Annotated in this window: 14 protein-coding genes; 8 read left to right on the top strand and 6 right to left on the bottom strand. The window is 72.4% G+C overall.

Annotated elements, in window-relative coordinates; genetic code table 11:
* Positions 1-29: 29 nt before the first annotated feature.
* Positions 30-485, top strand: a complete 456-nt coding sequence (locus tag HDA43_RS13980; protein ID WP_312873241.1) for an Rv3654c family TadE-like protein — start codon at positions 30-32, stop codon at positions 483-485.
* Between the two features lie 226 nt (positions 486-711).
* On the opposite strand, the gene HDA43_RS13975 is transcribed toward HDA43_RS13980, so the two are convergent.
* Positions 712-3,207 carry a DEAD/DEAH box helicase gene (locus tag HDA43_RS13975; protein WP_179820662.1) on the bottom strand — a complete coding sequence of 832 codons (2,496 nt, stop codon included), beginning with the start codon at positions 3,205-3,207 and terminating at the stop codon, positions 712-714.
* A gap of 154 nt (positions 3,208-3,361) precedes the next feature.
* Between HDA43_RS13975 and HDA43_RS13970 the strand changes: the two genes are divergently transcribed.
* The 4 genes from HDA43_RS13970 to HDA43_RS13955 all read left to right on the top strand — a co-directional run bounded on the left by HDA43_RS13970 (position 3,362) and on the right by HDA43_RS13955 (position 7,857).
* A complete protein-coding gene (locus HDA43_RS13970) occupies positions 3,362-3,712 on the top strand; it encodes an STAS domain-containing protein (protein ID WP_030916965.1) in 351 nt (116 codons plus the stop codon).
* A 2-nt stretch (positions 3,713-3,714) separates the two neighbouring features.
* Positions 3,715-4,161, top strand: a complete 447-nt coding sequence (locus HDA43_RS13965; protein ID WP_179820660.1) for an ATP-binding protein — start codon at positions 3,715-3,717, stop codon at positions 4,159-4,161.
* A 459-nt stretch (positions 4,162-4,620) separates the two neighbouring features.
* Positions 4,621-6,954 (top strand): sodium-translocating pyrophosphatase, encoded by a 2,334-nt coding sequence (locus tag HDA43_RS13960; RefSeq protein WP_179820658.1) that lies wholly within the window; start codon positions 4,621-4,623, stop codon positions 6,952-6,954.
* A gap of 429 nt (positions 6,955-7,383) precedes the next feature.
* Entirely contained in the window at positions 7,384-7,857 is a 474-nt protein-coding gene (locus HDA43_RS13955) for a SixA phosphatase family protein (protein ID WP_246423979.1), read from the top strand.
* A gap of 202 nt (positions 7,858-8,059) precedes the next feature.
* Here the strand turns inward: HDA43_RS13955 and serB are convergent, their stop codons facing one another.
* The 4 genes from serB to HDA43_RS13935 form a co-directional block, all read right to left on the bottom strand.
* Entirely contained in the window at positions 8,060-9,283 is a 1,224-nt protein-coding gene (gene serB, locus HDA43_RS13950; RefSeq protein WP_179820653.1) for a phosphoserine phosphatase SerB, read from the bottom strand.
* Between the two features lie 234 nt (positions 9,284-9,517).
* Positions 9,518-10,111 (bottom strand): DUF11 domain-containing protein, encoded by a 594-nt coding sequence (locus HDA43_RS13945; RefSeq protein WP_179820651.1) that lies wholly within the window; start codon positions 10,109-10,111, stop codon positions 9,518-9,520.
* Positions 10,112-10,536: 425 nt separating this feature from the next.
* Positions 10,537-11,745 carry an S-adenosylmethionine:tRNA ribosyltransferase-isomerase gene (locus HDA43_RS13940; RefSeq protein WP_179820648.1) on the bottom strand — a complete coding sequence of 403 codons (1,209 nt, stop codon included), beginning with the start codon at positions 11,743-11,745 and terminating at the stop codon, positions 10,537-10,539.
* Positions 11,742-12,407 (bottom strand): SDR family NAD(P)-dependent oxidoreductase, encoded by a 666-nt coding sequence (locus HDA43_RS13935; protein WP_179820645.1) that lies wholly within the window; start codon positions 12,405-12,407, stop codon positions 11,742-11,744. Before HDA43_RS13935 ends, HDA43_RS13940 begins: the two co-directional genes overlap by 4 nt.
* 134 nt (positions 12,408-12,541) lie before the next feature.
* Between HDA43_RS13935 and HDA43_RS13930 the strand changes: the two genes are divergently transcribed.
* The 3 genes from HDA43_RS13930 to HDA43_RS13920 all read left to right on the top strand — a co-directional run bounded on the left by HDA43_RS13930 (position 12,542) and on the right by HDA43_RS13920 (position 15,008).
* On the top strand, positions 12,542-13,681 hold the full coding sequence (locus HDA43_RS13930) for a GAF domain-containing sensor histidine kinase (RefSeq protein ID WP_179823221.1): 1,140 nt from the start codon (positions 12,542-12,544) through the stop codon (positions 13,679-13,681).
* A complete protein-coding gene (locus tag HDA43_RS13925) occupies positions 13,678-14,364 on the top strand; it encodes a response regulator (protein ID WP_179820643.1) in 687 nt (228 codons plus the stop codon). The genes HDA43_RS13930 and HDA43_RS13925 overlap by 4 nt, the downstream gene beginning before the upstream one ends.
* A 158-nt stretch (positions 14,365-14,522) precedes the next feature.
* A complete protein-coding gene (locus HDA43_RS13920) occupies positions 14,523-15,008 on the top strand; it encodes a MarR family winged helix-turn-helix transcriptional regulator (RefSeq protein WP_179820640.1) in 486 nt (161 codons plus the stop codon).
* A gap of 212 nt (positions 15,009-15,220) precedes the next feature.
* Here HDA43_RS13920 and HDA43_RS13915 read toward each other — a convergent pair whose 3' ends face one another.
* Positions 15,221-15,940 (bottom strand): Rv1486c family protein, encoded by a 720-nt coding sequence (locus HDA43_RS13915; protein WP_179820638.1) that lies wholly within the window; start codon positions 15,938-15,940, stop codon positions 15,221-15,223.
* Positions 15,941-15,985: the final 45 nt, after the last annotated feature.

Below are 15,985 nucleotides of genomic sequence, written 5' to 3'. Positions count from 1 at the left end.
CGCGGTCGGCGAACGACCGAGGAGCGGCAGTGGATACGGTGACGGAAGCGAGCACGGTTCGTGACCATGGGCACGAGGGCGGGGCGGCGGTGCGGAGCCGGGCCTGGCGAGAGCGAGGGTCGGCGACGATCTGGGCGGTTGCCGTGGTGGCGGCGGTATGGGCCGTGGCGGCGGCGCTCATGGCCGTCGGCGCGGCCAGGGTGGGAAGACATCGCGCGCAGAGCGCCGCCGACCTGAGCGCGCTCGCCGCCGCCCGGCTGGCCTTCGTCGTTCCCGACCGCGGATGCGCGCGCGCCGAGGCGCTGGCCCGGGCCAACGGCGCGGAGGTCACCGGATGCGCCGTCGGTCAGGACGGCATCGCCGACATCCAGGTGACCGTACGGCTGTCGCTGCCCGTTCTCGGTCCTCGGCCGATCACCGCACTCGCCCGGGCCGGGCCGGTGTACATCGCCGAGTCCCCGGCGGAGCCGTCGGCAGGCCCCTGAGGCGGCTGCCGGCCGTCCGGCGGAGCCGTTCATGGGAGTACGGCTCGGCAGCCACGCGGAAGCGCGTTTCGCGCCACGCCGGAGGGCTTTCCCGAAGTGCACGAGCTCGTGAGCCGCGTCAGGGGGTTTCCCGTCGGATCCCCCTGCCGCGCGGCTTCGCGTCGCGTCAGGGGCTTTCCCGAAGCGCGCGAGCTCACAGCCGTGCCCGGGGGCCTCCCGAGCCGTGCTAGGAACGTGCCCCGAGGGAGAGCAGAACGGCGAGGAGCCGGAGTGCTCCGGCCTTGTCCAGGGGTTCGTTTCCGTTGCCGCACTTGGGTGACTGGATGCACGAGGGGCAGCCGTGGTCGCACTCGCAGGAGGCGATGGCCTCGCGGGTGGCCGTGAGCCAGTCGAGGGCCCGGGCGTAGCCGCGCTCGGCGAAGCCGGCGCCGCCCTCGTGGCCGTCGTAGACGAAGACCGTGAGCAGGCCGGTGTCGGGGTGCAGTTCGGTGGAGACGCCGCCGATGTCCCAGCGGTCGCAGGTGGCGAAGAGCGGCAGCAGGCCGATGGAGGCGTGTTCCGCCGCGTGTGCGGCCCCGCCCAGGTCCAGGCCCTCCTCGGCGAGAGGGGTGATCACGGAGACGGGCAGGGTCCACCAGACCGCCCGGGTGCGCAGGGTGCGTGGAGGCAGGTCGAGGTCCTCGTCCCCGAGGAGTTCGCCGCTCTGGGTGCGGCGTTTGAGATACGACACGACCTGGCGGGTGACCTCCACCGAGCCGAAGTGGAGCTCACCCGGGCCCAGGGGCCGCGAGCGCAGTGATTCGAGGATGGAGATCTCGGTGACGTCCCGGGCGAACGTCGTGTAGTCCGGTGTACCGGCCTCCACGAGGGCCACTCCGGCGTCCAGGTCGAGCTCGTCCACCAGGAACGTCTCCCCCTGATGGACGTACACGGCCCCGGCGTGCACGGTCGTGTGGGCCGAGGGCTCGTCCACGGTGCCGAGCAGCCGCCCGGTGGACGCCTCCACGACCTGGATCGGCGAGCCACCGGCTCCCCGGATGTCGGCGAGGTCGGTGGCCCGTTCCCGCTTGGTCCAGAACCATCCGGTGGCGCGCTGCCGGAGCAGCCCGTCCTCGACGAGGCCGGCGAGCACCTCCTTGGCGGACGGGCCGAAGATCTCCAGGTCGTCGGGGGTGAGCGGGATCTCGGACGCGGCGGCGCACAGGTGCGGGCCCAGCACGTAGGGGTTCCCGGGGTCCAGCACGATCGCCTCGACGGGCCGGCCGAACAGTGCCTCCGGGTGGTGGACCAGATAGGTGTCCAGGGGGTCGTCCCTGGCGATGAGCACGGCCAGGGCGTCCTGCCCCTCCCGGCCCGCCCGGCCGGCCTGCTGCCAGAGGGAGGCCCGGGTGCCCGGCCAGCCCGCGATGAGCACGGCGTCCAGCCCGGACACGTCGACGCCGAGTTCCAGCGCGTTGGTCGTGGCCAGGCCCAGCAGCTCACCGGACCGGAAGGCCCGCTCCAGCCTCCGGCGGTCGTCGGCGAGATACCCGGCCCGGTAGGCGGCCACCTTGCCCGGGAGGCCGGCGAGCATCCCGGTGCCGCCGGTGGCCGTCCCGGTGCCACCCGTGGGCGTCCCGGTGTCACCGGCGGGCGTCTCCACCTCGCCCGGGGATGTTCCGGTGTCACCGGCGGGCGTCTCCGCGCCGTCGGAGGCCGTCCTCGTGCCGCCGATGGACCTTCCCATGTCGGCGGCCAGGTCCTCCAGCCTCGCCCGGGTGGTGAGGGCCACGGACTCGGCGGCGCGGCGTGAGCGGACGAAGGCCAGGGTGCGGACCCCTCCGGCCACCAGGTCGGCGAGGAGCTCGGCGCTCTCCATCGTCGCGGGACGGCGCACGGGGGCGCCGCCCTCGCCGCGCAGCTCGGTCAGGGGCGGCTCCCACAGGGCGAAGGTGGTCGTGCCCCGGGGAGAGGCGTCGACGGCCACCTCCTCGGCGGGCAGGCCGGTCAGGCGCGCCGCGAAGGCGCCGGGCTCACTGGCGGTGGCCGAGGAGAGCAGGAAGACCGGGCGGGAGCCGTACCTGGTGCAGACCCGTCGCAGCCGGCGCAGGATCTGCGCCACGTGCGAGCCGAACACGCCCCGGTAGCCGTGGCACTCGTCGACCACGACCACCCGCAGCCGCCGCCAGAAGGCCGACCACTGGGCGTGCCGGGGCAGCAGGGTGCGATGGAGCATGTCGGGGTTGGTGAGGAGGTAGTTGGCGTGCCGCCGGGCCCACGCCCGTTCCTCGAAGGAGGTGTCGCCGTCGAAGGTGGCCGCGCGCAGCTCCGGCGGGTCGAGCTCGGTCAGCGTGCGCAGCTGGTCGGCGGCCAGCGCCTTGGTCGGCGTCAGGTAGAGCACCGTGCCGCCGTCGAGCACCTCGGAGACGGCCGGGACGAGATAGGAGAGGGTCTTGCCCGAGGCGGTCCCTGTGGCAATGATCACGTTTTGCCCGCCGCGGGCCAGTTCGGCCACCTCGATCTGGTGCCGCCACAGGCCGGTGACGCCCAGGTTCGCCCAGCGCGTAACCAGGCGTTCGTCCACCCAATCCGGCCAGCTCACCGGCGCAGCGGGCCGGGCGGGGACGTGCTCGACATGGGTCACTCGCGCCCGACGTGCGGGAACGTCGAGCAGACGGGCGAGCGCGGAGCCCGCCTGAAGCGGCGAAGATGAGAGCGGAGTCACTGGTTTCCAGTCTTGCATCTGTGGGCAGAGTCGCCGGGAATCGTGATTTCGTATAGACACTGAGCGTACGCATGGTTGAATGCCGCGCGTCAGGGCTTGTCGTCTGGGGCCGCCCGGCCCCGGGGAGTCACGCCTGAATCGGTACTTTCGCAGGCAAGGCGCTGGAGGATCTGTGGATCTGAAGTTGGACCACCATTCCGAGGACCGTCTCACCATCGTCGAGGTCGAGGGTGAGATCGATGTCTACACCGCGCCCAGATTGCGTGAGCTCCTGATCGACCTGGTCAACAAGGGAAACTTCCACCTCCTGGTCAACATGGAGAAGGTCGACTTCCTCGACTCCACGGGCCTTGGTGTCCTGGTCGGCGGGCTCAAGCGAGTTCGGGCGCACGACGGCTCGCTGGAGCTGGTCTGCACCCAGGAGCGCATCCTGAAGATCTTCCGGATCACCGGTCTGACCAAGGTCTTCGGGATCTACGCCTCGGTCGATGAGGCCAAGGAAGCTCACGGCCGAGACAAGTAGTCATGGCCACCGTCGAGCTGACGTTCAGCGCACTTCCCGCCCACGTCCGAACGGCACGCCTGGTCGCCACCGCGATCGCCAGGCGAACCGGGGTGGAGGAGTCGGTGCTGGACGAGGTAAGGCTCGCCGTCGGGGAGGCGTGCTCCCGGGCCGTCGAGGCGCACCGCCTTCACTGTCCGGGGGAGCCGATCCGCATCGAGCTCTCCGACGACCTGGGGCGTTTCGAGGTGACCGTCACCGACTCGGCCCCCAGCGACGAGTTGGAGCATGATCGCGGGATGTTGCGGATCGATGATCCGCTCGGGCAGCTCCCCGATACCCTGATGTCCGGTTTCGGCATCGCGGTCATCGCGGGACTCGCGGACGATGTCCAGGTCTATCCGAGCCCCAAGGGCATGCGCATCCGCATGAGCTGGCCCGCGGCTCCCAACGGCCTGCCCAGGATCTGACCCGGCGGCGGCCGGGACGGACCCGATCCGACGTTCATGGATTCCGGTAGCCGGGTGCCTCACCGGGGCACCCGGCCGTCCGCGCTCCCGATCCCTCATTTTCGGTCAAAGCATAATTTTTGCCACTGAAGACCGAAAAATGCTTGAAACCTGGTTCCGGGCTCACCGTGTCAGACGAATCGGCCTCGTCGGCGGGCTTCCTGACAAGGTTCGGCCAAACACGCTGTCAATTCACCGTGCGCGGAGGCTTTATATCCGCAGCGACGCTGCGTAGACTCCCTGGACCGGCCAAGGTTTGTCCTTCGGACCGGCCCGTCAGCGGGTCCGGCTCCCCGGAGGAGGTCTGCGGACGCAACCGGAAGCGGCACTGCCAATACCCGGATGTGTGCCGCTTCTGCCGACCATCCACGGCGGCGCACTCCGGGCAGGACGTGAACCCGTCTTGCCGAGGAGAGTCGGATGTCTGTGCTTCGATCAGCCGTTGCCGATGAGCCAGCGGTATCCCTGAGCGGTTCCCACTCCACCATTGTGATCGTCGTGGCCGTCGTGGCCCTGTTGGCGCTCGCCGTAGCGGGTGTCCTGGTGCGGGAGGTGCTGGCCGCCGGCCAGGGCACCGAACGCATGCAGAACATCGCGCGAGCCGTACAGCAGGGAGCCTCCGCCTATTTGGCGCGGCAGTTCCGGACGCTCGCGATCTTCGTGATCCTGATCCCCTTCCTGCTCTATCTCCTCCCCGCCCCCTCGACCGGCACGGCCATCGGCCGGTCGGTCTTCTTCATCGTCGGAGCCCTGTTCTCCGCGCTGACCGGTTTCATCGGAATGTGGCTGGCGGTGCGCGGCAACGTCCGCGTCGCCGCGGCGGCCCGCGAGTCGGGCGAGAAGCGCGCGATGCGGATCGCCTTCCGCACCGGCGGCGTGGCCGGCATGATCACGGTCGGTCTCGGCCTGCTCGGCGCGGCCATCGTGGTCCTGGTCTACCGGGGCGACGCGCCCGCGGTGCTGGAGGGCTTCGGCTTCGGCGCCGCGCTGCTCGCCATGTTCATGCGGGTCGGCGGCGGCATCTTCACCAAGGCGGCCGACGTCGGCGCCGACCTGGTCGGCAAGGTCGAGCAGGGCATCCCCGAGGACGACCCGCGCAACGCCGCCACCATCGCCGACAACGTCGGTGACAACGTCGGCGACTGCGCGGGCATGGCGGCCGACCTGTTCGAGTCGTACGCGGTCATGCTCGTCGCCAGCCTCATCCTGGGCAAGGTCGCCTTCGGCACCGAGGGCCTGGTCTTCCCCCTGATCGTCCCGATGATCGGGGTCATCACGGCGGTCATCGGCATCTTCGCCACCGCCCCGCGGAGCGGCGACCGCTCCGGCATGAGCGCGATCAACCGCGGCTTCTTCATCTCGGCGATCATCTCGGCGGTGCTCGTCGCCGTGGCCGCCTTCCTCTACCTGCCGAGCAGCTTCTCCGAGCTGTCCGGAGTGAGCCCGCAGATCGCCTCCGTCACCTCCGACCCGCGTCTGATCGCGATCGGCGCGGTGCTCATCGGCCTGGTGCTGGCCAGCGCCATCCAGATCCTCACCGGCTACTTCACCGAGACGAACCGCCGCCCGGTGCGGGACATCGGTGAGAGCTCGCGCACCGGTCCCGCCACGGTCATCCTGTCCGGCATCAGCGTGGGCCTGGAGTCGGCGGTCTACTCGGCGCTGATCATCGGCGCCGCCGTCTACGGCGCGTTCCTGCTCGGTTTCGGCAACGTCACCATCGCCCTGTTCGCCGTGGCGCTGGCCGGGACCGGCCTGCTGACCACGGTCGGTGTGATCGTGTCGATGGACACCTTCGGGCCGGTCTCCGACAACGCCCAGGGCATCGCCGAGATGTCCGGCGACGTCGAGGGGGAGGGCGCCCAGGTGCTCACGTCGCTGGACGCCGTGGGCAACACCACCAAGGCCATCACCAAGGGCATCGCGATCGCCACGGCGGTGCTCGCCGCGACCGCGCTGTTCGGCGCGTTCCGGACATCGGTCGAGACGGAGCTGGCCCGGGCGTCGGCGAGCGTGCAGGGGGCGCTGGGCAGCTTCAAGGTCTTCAGTCTCAGCGTCGACTCCCCGAACGTCCTGGTCGGCCTGATCATCGGGGCGTCGGTGGTGTTCCTGTTCTCCGGCATGGCCATCATGGCGGTCGGCCGCGCGGCCGGGCGGGTCGTCTTCGAGGTGCGCGAGCAGTTCCGTACCAAGCCGGGCATCATGGCCGGGACGGAGCTGCCGGACTACGGCAGGGTGGTCGACATCTGCACCCGTGACTCGCTGCGGGAGCTGGCCACGCCGGGTCTGCTGGCCGTTCTCACCCCCATCGCGGTCGGCTTCGCCCTCGGATACGCCTCCCTGGGCGCCTTCCTCGCCGGGGCCATCGCCTGCGGCACCCTGATGGCGGTCTTCCTCGCCAACTCCGGCGGCGCCTGGGACAACGCCAAGAAGCTCGTCGAGGACGGCCACCACGGCGGCAAGGGCTCCGAGGCTCACGCGGCGACCGTCATCGGCGACACCGTCGGCGACCCGTTCAAGGACACCGCCGGTCCGGCGATCAACCCGCTGATCAAGGTGATGAACCTGGTGGCGCTGCTCATCGCTCCGGCGGTGGTGGCCTACGCCGACAACCCGGGGCTGCGGATCGGCGCCAGCCTGGTCGCGGTCGGCATCGTCGTCGGCGTGGTGGTGATCTCCAAGCGCCGGTCGGCGAGCATCGCCCCGGCGGAGGACCGGCCCGCCGACCGGGAGCCGGAGCAGATCCCGAGCTGAGGACCGCCCCCCGGCTCCGCCCCCTGAAGGCGGGCGGCGCCGGAGGACCGGTACGGCCGGCGGAACCAGGTACGGCCCTGCGAAGGCCGGGCCGGGTACGGCCGGGCGAGGTCTGTGAAGTCTGTGAAATCCGTGAAAGGGGTGTGCCGGAGCGGCGCACCCCTTTCACGAGTGCGGGGTGGCGCGGTGGGAAACTGGACCACGTGACTTCTCCACTTCACGCGGCGAGCGGCCGTTCCGCCCCGGACCCGCGAACCGCGCCGGGGAGGCGGTCGCGCCGGACCGGCCCGGCGCCCCTCTCACCGGACCCTACGGAACGGCGGATCTGATGGAACAGCAGCCCTCCGGGGGCAAGACGCTCCTGCTCATCCTGCTGGGGATGGCCGTGGTGTTCGCGGTGATCGTCGGGCTCGCCATATGGGCGTCGGGATGACGGCGCGCACGCTGGTCGTCCTCAGGCACGCCGAGGCCGCCACCGTCCCGGGCCTGGCCGACCGCGAGCGTCCGCTGACGGCGCGCGGCGAGCGCGACGCCCGCGGGGCGGGCGAGGCGCTCGCCGGTCTGGGGCTGCGCCCCGAGGTGGTGCTGTGCTCACCCGCGCTGCGCACCCGGCGGACGGCGGAGCTGGCCCTGCCGGACGCGGACGTCAGATTCGAGGCGGGCATCTACGAGGCGTATCCCGACGAGCTTCTTGAGCTGCTCAGGCGGAGCGACCCCGAGGTCCGCACGCTGGTGCTGGTCGGCCACAACCCCGGTGTCCACGAACTCGTCCTGGGTCTCACCGGCACGGACGGCGGCGACGGCTTCCCGCCCGGCGCGTTCACCGTCCTGGAGACCGAGGACGAGTGGATCGGGCTCGGCGCGGGCCGCGGGGTAGCCCGCTGGGCGCCGGGAAGGCGCTGAGGGGCCCGGGCCAATCAGCCGGGACGGCGCTGAGGAGCCGCCTGTGAACCAGCCGGGGCGGCGCTGAGGGGCAGTCCGTGAACCAGCCGGGAAGGCGCTGAGTGGCCCCGCCCGTGAACCGGCCGGGACGGGCCCCAGCCCCGGCCCGCGGACTCCCGGAGGGAACGGCGCGCGGAGCCGCTCCGTCCGGGATCGGCCGCGCTCACGGCTTCGGCGGAACGACACCGTCCTCGGCGTCGGCGGCCTCTACCTCGGCGCGCGGGATGCCGAGAAGGTAGAGGATCGAGTCGAGGTAGGGCACGTTGACCGCGGTGTCGGCGGCCTCGCGCACCACCGGCTTGGCGTTGAACGCGATGCCCAGGCCGGCCGCCGAGATCATGTCCAGGTCGTTGGCGCCGTCGCCGATGGCCACGGTCTGGCTGATCGGGATGCCCGCCTCCCGGGCGAAGCGCTCCAGCGCCCGTGCCTTGCCGGGGCGGTCGAGGATCTCGCCGACCACCCGGCCGGTCAGCACGCCGTCCACCACCTCCAGGGTGTTGGCCGCGGAGTAGTCGATCCCGAGGTCCTCGACGAGGGCGTCGGTGAGCTGGGTGAACCCGCCGCTGACGATCGCGAACCGGTAGTCGAGCCGCTTGAGCGTCCGCACGAGCGTCCGCGCGCCCGGGGTGAGCACCAGTTCCTTGCGGACCGTGTCGAAGACCGACTCGGGCAGGCCCACCAGCAGGGCGACCCGGCGGCGCAGCGACTCGGCGAAGTCGATCTCGCCGCGCATCGCCTCCTCGGTGACCTTGGCGACCTCGGGCAGGCAGCCCGCGTGCGCCGCGAGCAGCTCGATCACCTCGTCCTGGATGAGCGTGGAGTCGACGTCCATCACGATCAGTCGCTTGGCCCTGCGGTACAGGCCGCTCCGCTGCACGGCCACGTCCACCTGGTGCGCGTGCGCGGCGGCGGCGAGGCTGGCCCGCAGCATGTCAGGGTCGGCGCCGGAGACGGACATCTCGATGCTGGTCACGGGGTAGTTGGACAGGCGCTCGATGCGGTCGATGTTGGCCCCGGCCGCGGCGATCCGGCCCGCGATGCCGGCCATCGCGGCGGGCTGCAGGGGCGAGCCCAGGACGGTGACGTGCAGTCGCCCGCGCCGCCGCTTCTCCTGCAGGTCGGTGCCGGTGGTCAGCTCGACGTGCAGGCCCATGTCCTCGGCGATGCGCTCGACGGCGGTCCACATGGCGCCGAGGGTGCCGCCGGTGCCGGTCGGCGGACCTCCGGAGTAGGCGACGAGGACGCCGAGGGTGAGCCGGCTGCGGATGACGACCTGCTCGATGTCGGCGACGACGACGGGGAAACCGGCGAGGACGGAGAAGAGCCGGGAGGTGACACCCGGCCGGTCCGGCCCGGTCAATGTGATCAGGAGCGTGCGCTGGTTCATCGCCATCTACGCTACTTGGCCGTGGAAAATGCCGTGGATACGGTTCACCATGCGGACGCCTGGAGTTCGCCCTCGCCTTACAACCGGCACATCCCCTCATAAGCCGGTGCGCGGGGCTCGCGTCCGGCGCGGCGTTCGTGTTCGGTGCGCGTGGGATCCGTGCCCGGCACGCGGAAAGGCCCCCGCCTTCCGGCGGGGGCCTTCGCGCGGTTCACGGCCGCCCGGGAACCCCGGTCAGCGCACGACGCGCGTGCTGTACCGCTTGCCGTAGAGCCAGCTCTTGACGCCGAGGCGCTCCAGCTCCTCGCGGCTCAGGTTCTCCGCGCCGTTGGGCACGTCGTAGGCCAGAACGCCGAGGGTGGTCTTCAGCGTGCCCTTGGCGTTCTTCTTGACGTTCATCCTGAAGGTGAAGGAGACCGAGTCGCCGACCTTCATGGTCTTGTCGACCGCGCAGACGGCGATCGGGCCGTCGCTGACGCACTGGCTCTTCTTGGGACCGTAGTAGGACCACTTCCCGCCGACGTCGACGCCCTTGGGGGCGTACACCACGACGTAGTACTCCCCGGCCTTGGACTCGTAGGGGCCGGTGTTCGTGGCCTTGAGGGAGTAAGTGATCTTCCCGCCGGGGCGGACCTTCTTCGGGGTCGTGCCCTTGACGGCGAAGACCGAGAACGGGTCGTCGGCCTTCTTGGCCGCGGAGGCGGCGGAGGCCGTCGAGGCCGCGGCGGGAGAGATGGGGGCCGCGGTGGCCGGGGCGGCGAACAGCATCGCCCCCGCGAGCGGGGCGGCCACGGCGAGGGTGGCGATCTTAGAGATCGGGTGGCGCATTAAACGTCTCCCAGTTGAGGGGGGAACGGGGATATCACACGTTCCCCGTGAAAGTTCAAGATTTTTACCACATTCGGCGGGAAAGAGGGACTGGAATTCGGGTTCCCGAGGGAGACGATTGATGTATCGGCGGTGAACCGGCGGAACGCCGGAACTCCTGCCGGGGACGCCGGAACCCCTGTCAACCCGGGCCTTCCGGGTCCTGCCGGGTGATTCCCCGGCTCATTCACCAGCCGTTTTCCGCCTGGACTTGAACCGTTCCAGGGCCGGAACCACCCGGCGCGCCTGCTCGCCGGGCGGGTGGCCGTGACGGATCGGGCGTCCGCGATTTCCCCACCCCCTGGAATTCGTTTCCGGCCGGCTGCGCCTCCGGTGCCCGGTGACCGGATCGCGACCCCTTCGGAGCCGGCCGGAAGGGCCGGACGTCAGCGGATGATCAGGTGGACGTCGCCGAACTCGTGCCACAGGTAGCCCTCCCCGAGGGCCTGCGCGTAGGACCGGGAGAGCAGTTCGTCACCGGCCAGCGCCGACAGCATCAGCAGGTGGCTGGAGCGCGGCTCGTGCAACCCGGTCACCAGGCCGTCCACGACCCTCACCCCGGACCGTGGGGTGACGAGGTGGGTGGTCCAGCCGCTCGCGGCCCCGATCCGGCCTCCGGGCAGGGCGGCCGTCTCCAGCGCCCGCACCACGGTCGTGCCCACCGCGACCACCCTGCCCCCGGCCTCGCGCGCGGACGCCACCTGCCGCGCGGTGGTCTCCGGCACCTCGAACCTCTCCGGGTAGGGCGGCTCGTCCGCCTCGGGCGAGGCGACCCCGGTGTGCAGGGTGATCGGCGCGACGCCGATCCCGCGCGACACCAGCTCGGTCACCAGGGCGGCGGTGAACGGCCGCCCGGCGCTCGGCATCTCCGCGCTGCCGGGCCGCAGGGCGAAGACCGTCTGGTAGTCGGTCAGCGGCCAGTCCCGGCCCACGTAGGAGTAGCGGATAGGCACGCCGTACCGGCGCAGGTAGCCGAGGACCTCGCGGTCCAGCCGGGCCCGCCACAGGCGCGGCGTCCGCCGCTCCAGGAGGCGCAGCGTGGCTCCGCCGGGCAGCGGCAGCCACTCGCCGGGCACGCCGCCCGGGTACGGCTCGCTCGTGCCCGCTTCGTCGTCCACCCGGGCCGTCCCCCCGCCCGCCGCTCCCGTACCGTCGCCCGCCGTCCCGGTGGGCCGTCCCGCGCGGCGGCGCAGCTCCACCAGCCAGGTCCCGTCCTCGCACTCGGTGGAGAAGTGCACCGCGAGCCGGTCGAGCCGGACCGCCGCCGGGAGCGTGGCGGAGTTGTTGACCACCAGCAGGTCACCGGGTTCCAGCAGCCGGGGCAGGTCGGTGAACCTGTGGTGGCCGATCTCCCCGGTGCCGCGCCGCGAGACCAGCAGCCGCACGCCGTCACGGGCCAGCCCCCGCGCCTCGGGCGGCTCGTGGGCCTCCAGGTCGTCCGGGAGGGTGAAGCCGCCCGCGCTTCCGGTGAGGAGACCGTCCGCGCCGCCGGTGGGGAGGCCCTCCGCGGATCCGGGGTTCCGCCCGTCCCCGGAGAGGCCGTCGGAGATGCCGTCGAGGAGTCCGGAGAGCGTGAAGTCGCGCGCGCCGCTCATGAGTGGCTCACCCGCCCGCTCGGCGGGCGCTCCGCCACCAGCCGCCGCAGCGTGGGAACCACCTTCTCCGGCGGGGAGGCCGTCGCCGCCTCCTGCTCGCCGACCGCTTCTGCGAGCATGGCCGTGTTCATCTCGCCCGGGTCCACCCACCACACGGCGACATCCGGCTCCTCGGCGGCCAGGACGTTGGAGAGCTGCTCCAGGGCCGCCTTGGTGGCGCCGTAGCCGCCCCAGCCCTCGTACGCCTCCACGGCCGCGTCGGAGGTGACGTTGACGATCGCGCCGCGCCGCTCCCGCAGACCCGGCAGCGCCGCCTGGATCAGCGCCAGGGGGGCCAGCACGTTGGTCCGCAGCAGCTCCTCCAGCTCCCCGAGCGGATAGTGGGACAGCGGCGGCAACGGGACCGTGCCCAGCCCCGAGGCGTTGTTGACCAGCAGGTCCAGCCCGCCGTGGTCCTCCACGGCCCGGATCAGCCGGTCCCGGTGGGCCGGGTCGGCGACGTCCCCGGCCAGGGCGAGGGCGCCGAGGCCGCCCGCGGCGGAGCGCAGCGCCTCCTCTCCCCGCGCGGTGAGGATGAGGCGCCAGCCGTCGACGGTCAGGGAGCGGGCCAGTGCCAGCCCGAGTCCGCGGGACGCGCCGGTGATGAGTGCTGTCTTCGTCATGTCCCCGACGCTAGGAACCGGCTCCGTGCCGCACATCGGCCACCGGCAGCAGGACCCCGCGGGCCCATGGTCCTAGGACCGCCGCCCCAGCCGCTCCACCAGGCAGAACGTCTAGAGTTCCATCTGTGAACGCGATGGGCTCCGGGAGTTCCGGTGACGAGGACCGGGACGACGTCCTGCACGCGGTGAGCTCCGCCGTCCTCGCGGTCACCAGGCACCTGTCGGTCCGGGAGGTGCTGCAGGTGATCGTGCGGTCGGCGCGCCGGCTGCTGGACGCCCGCTACGCCGCGCTCGGCGTGCCCGACGACGACGGGGCGTTCGCCGAGTTCGTCGCCGACGGCATCACCGACGAGCAGTGGAAGGCGATCGGGCCGATGCCCCGCCAGCACGGCATGCTGGGCGCGATGCTGCGCGAGGGGGCGCCCGTCCGGCTGCCCGACATCCGCAGGGACCCCCGGTTCGAGTACTGGCCGCGCGCCCACCCGGTGCTCAAGGACTTCCTCGGGGTGCCGATCCGCGACGGCGACCGGGTGCTCGGCATCGTCTTCCTGGCAGACAAGCGGACCCCCGGCGGCTTCACCGAGGCGGACCAGAGGCTGCTCACGCTGTTCGCCGCGCACGCCGCGATCGCGCTGACCAACGCCCGCCTGTACGAGCGCGGCCGGGAGCTGGCCCTGGCCGAGGAGCGCACCCGGATGGCCAGGGAACTGCACGACGCGGTGACCCAGAAGCTGTTCTCGCTCCGCCTCACCGCCCAGGCCGCGAGCTCCCTGCTGGACCGCGACCCCGGGCGGGCCCGGCGGGAACTGGAGCGGGTGGAGCGGATGGCCGGGGAGGCGCTGGCCGAGCTGCGCGAGGTGATCGTCGAGCTCCGCCCGGCCGACCTCGACCGCCACGGCCTCGCCGAGACGCTGCGCAAGCACGTGCGGCTGCTGGACCGCCTGCACCCGGCCGACTTCTCCTTCGAGGAGGCCCCGGTGTGCGAGTTCGAGCCGGCGGCGGGGGCGGCCGTGCTGCGCGTCGCCCAGGAGGCGCTGCACAACGCCGCCCGGCACGCGGCGGCCCGGACGGTCACCGTACGGCTCGGCTGCGAGGGCGACCGGCTGGTCCTGGAGGTGCGTGACGACGGGCGGGGATTCGACGTGGCCGCCGCGACCGGACGGGGGCTGGGCGTCGCCTCGATGCGCGAACGGGCCGGCGCCCTGGGCGGGGACGTGCGCGTGACGTCGCGGCCGGGCGCCGGCACGCTGGTGCGGATGGAGGTCCCCGCGTGATCCGCGTCCTGATCGCCGACGACCACCCGGTCGTACGGCAGGGCCTGCGCACGTTCCTGGACCTGCAGGACGACCTCGACGTGGTGGGCGAGGCCGCCGACGGCGCCGAGGCGCTCGCCCTGGTGGAGTCGCTCGCCCCGGACGTGCTGCTGCTCGACCTGAGGATGCCGGTCCTCGACGGCCCGGGCACGCTGGCCCGCCTCGCCGGCCGGGAGGGCGGCCCGCGGGTCCTCGTGCTGACCTCGGTCGGCGACCCGGAGGACGTCGCCCCGGCGCTGCGGGCGGGGGCGGCCGGGTTCCTGTACAAGGACGTCGATCCCGGCACGCTGGTCCAGGCCATCCGGACCGTCCACGGCGGCCAGGTGCTGCTCGCCCCCGAGGCCGCCGGCGCGGTGCTGTCGGCTGCTCCGGTCGCCCCGGAAGCTCCGGCCGGGGTCGCCCCGGCGGACCCGGCCGCGTCCGTCCCGCCCCGGCGGGGAGCGGGCCCGGTGGCGCCGCTGACCGGCCGCGAGAGTCAGGTGCTCGCGCTGATCGCCTCGGGCCGGTCCAACCGGGAGATCGCCCGCGAGCTGGCGGTGGCGGAGAAGACCGTGAAGACGCACGTCTCCAACGTGCTGATGAAGCTGGGCGTGCAGGACAGGACGCAGGCGGCCCTCTACGCCGTCCGCCACGGCCTGGCCTGAGCGACCGGACCGTGTCCGCCTCGGCCCGGAGCGGGGCCGCCGATCCGGTTCCCGCCCAGGCCGGACGGCCGGACCCGCCGGTTGGTTTCGCTGCGGGATCATCTCGCAGCGGGACGATTTGTTAGGCTCGCACCATGACGAGCGGTATGACGAGCGGTATGACAATGAGCGCGCCCCCGCGAACCGTCCGCGACCTCACCGGCATGCTCATGCACGCCGGCCACGTGCTGACGACCCGGTTGACCGCGGCCCTCGCCGAGATCGGCATCACCCCGCGCGACCAGTGCGTCCTGTGGCACGCGGCCGAGGCCGAGCGCACCCAGATCCAGCTCGCGGAGCTGGCCGACCTCGACAAGACCACGATGGTCGTGACGATCGACAAACTGGAGCGGGCCGGATACGCCGAACGCCGCCCGTCGAGCACCGACCGCCGGGCCCGGATCATCTCGGTCACCGAGGAGGGCATACGGATCGTCGCCGAGGGCGCGAAGATCGTCGATCGCGTTCACGCCGAGGTGCTCGCCGCGCTGCCCGAGGGGGAGCGGCAGGCGTTCGTCAACGCGCTGATGCGGCTCGTCGGCGGCCCCCTCGCCGAGCCCGAGGAGGGTGGCGGGCCGGTGCGCCGGTCCCGCCAGGCCCGCTGAGTTCATTGCGACGCTGTATTCATTGCGACGTTGTGTTCATTGCGACGTTGTGTTCATTGCGACGCTGCGCGTCGCGGCTCGGGGGCTCAGACCCGGTGTCTTCCCTCGTCGGTCGCTCGCTGCGCTCGTTCTCTCCTCGGTCCAGACACCGGCGCCCCCTCGCGGGCTCATGGCGACGCTGCGCGTCGCGGCTCGGGGGCTTGAGCCCGGTGTCAGACGAGTTCGGTGATGGCGTGGTGGGCGGCCACCCGCGCTCGCCGTACGGCGCGGTCGAGGTCGCGCAGCGCGGCGCCGCGGGCGGCGATCTGCCCCGAGGTGAGCCCCCGGTCGTCGGCGACCCGCAGCACGGCGGCCAGCCGGGCGGCGAGGGCCGCCACCCGGTGGGCGCGAGCGGGGTAACCCGGGGCCAGGCCGTCGTCGGCGTCCCTCGGCCGGGGATGCCCCTGGGTGGGGCCGCCCAGTCCGAGCAGGGTGTCGGTGGCCGTGCGCATCGCCATGGTCAGGGCGTGCTCCGCCTCGGCCAGGGAGGGGACGTCCGGGGCGTTGGCGCTGGCCGCGAGCGCGCTCCAGCGGACCCCGGCGTACGATGACCCGCGGCGGTCGGACGCGGGCACAAGCCCGACGCACCGGTCGGGGAACACGGCGATCGCCGCCTGCCCGGCCTCGATGGCCGCGGAGTTGAAAGGGGGCGGCCCGGTGAGTCCGAGCGGGTCGCCCGGCACGGGAAGGGCCAAGCGCAGCGACTTCATGCCGTCCATCCGCAGGTCGGCGAGGAAACCGCGCAGGCCGGTGTCGCCGGTCCCGGTGGCGACGAGCTGGGGGCCGCCGCGGCGCTCGACGCGGTCGACGGCCTCGTCGAGACCGACCTGACCCGTCAGCCAGGCGTTGCCCCAGCAGACCAGGGTGGCCGAGATCTGTGAATCAGGGTGCACCGGTCCACGATATGCGCTTGTCCTGCAATAGGTTTTGTTCCAGCG

The organism is Streptosporangium sandarakinum (assembly GCF_013409935.1).
Classification (GTDB): Bacteria; Actinomycetota; Actinomycetes; order Streptosporangiales; family Streptosporangiaceae; genus Streptosporangium; species Streptosporangium nondiastaticum.
Note: the sequence above shows the minus strand (reverse complement) of the source record. Positions and strands in the feature narration are given on the sequence as shown.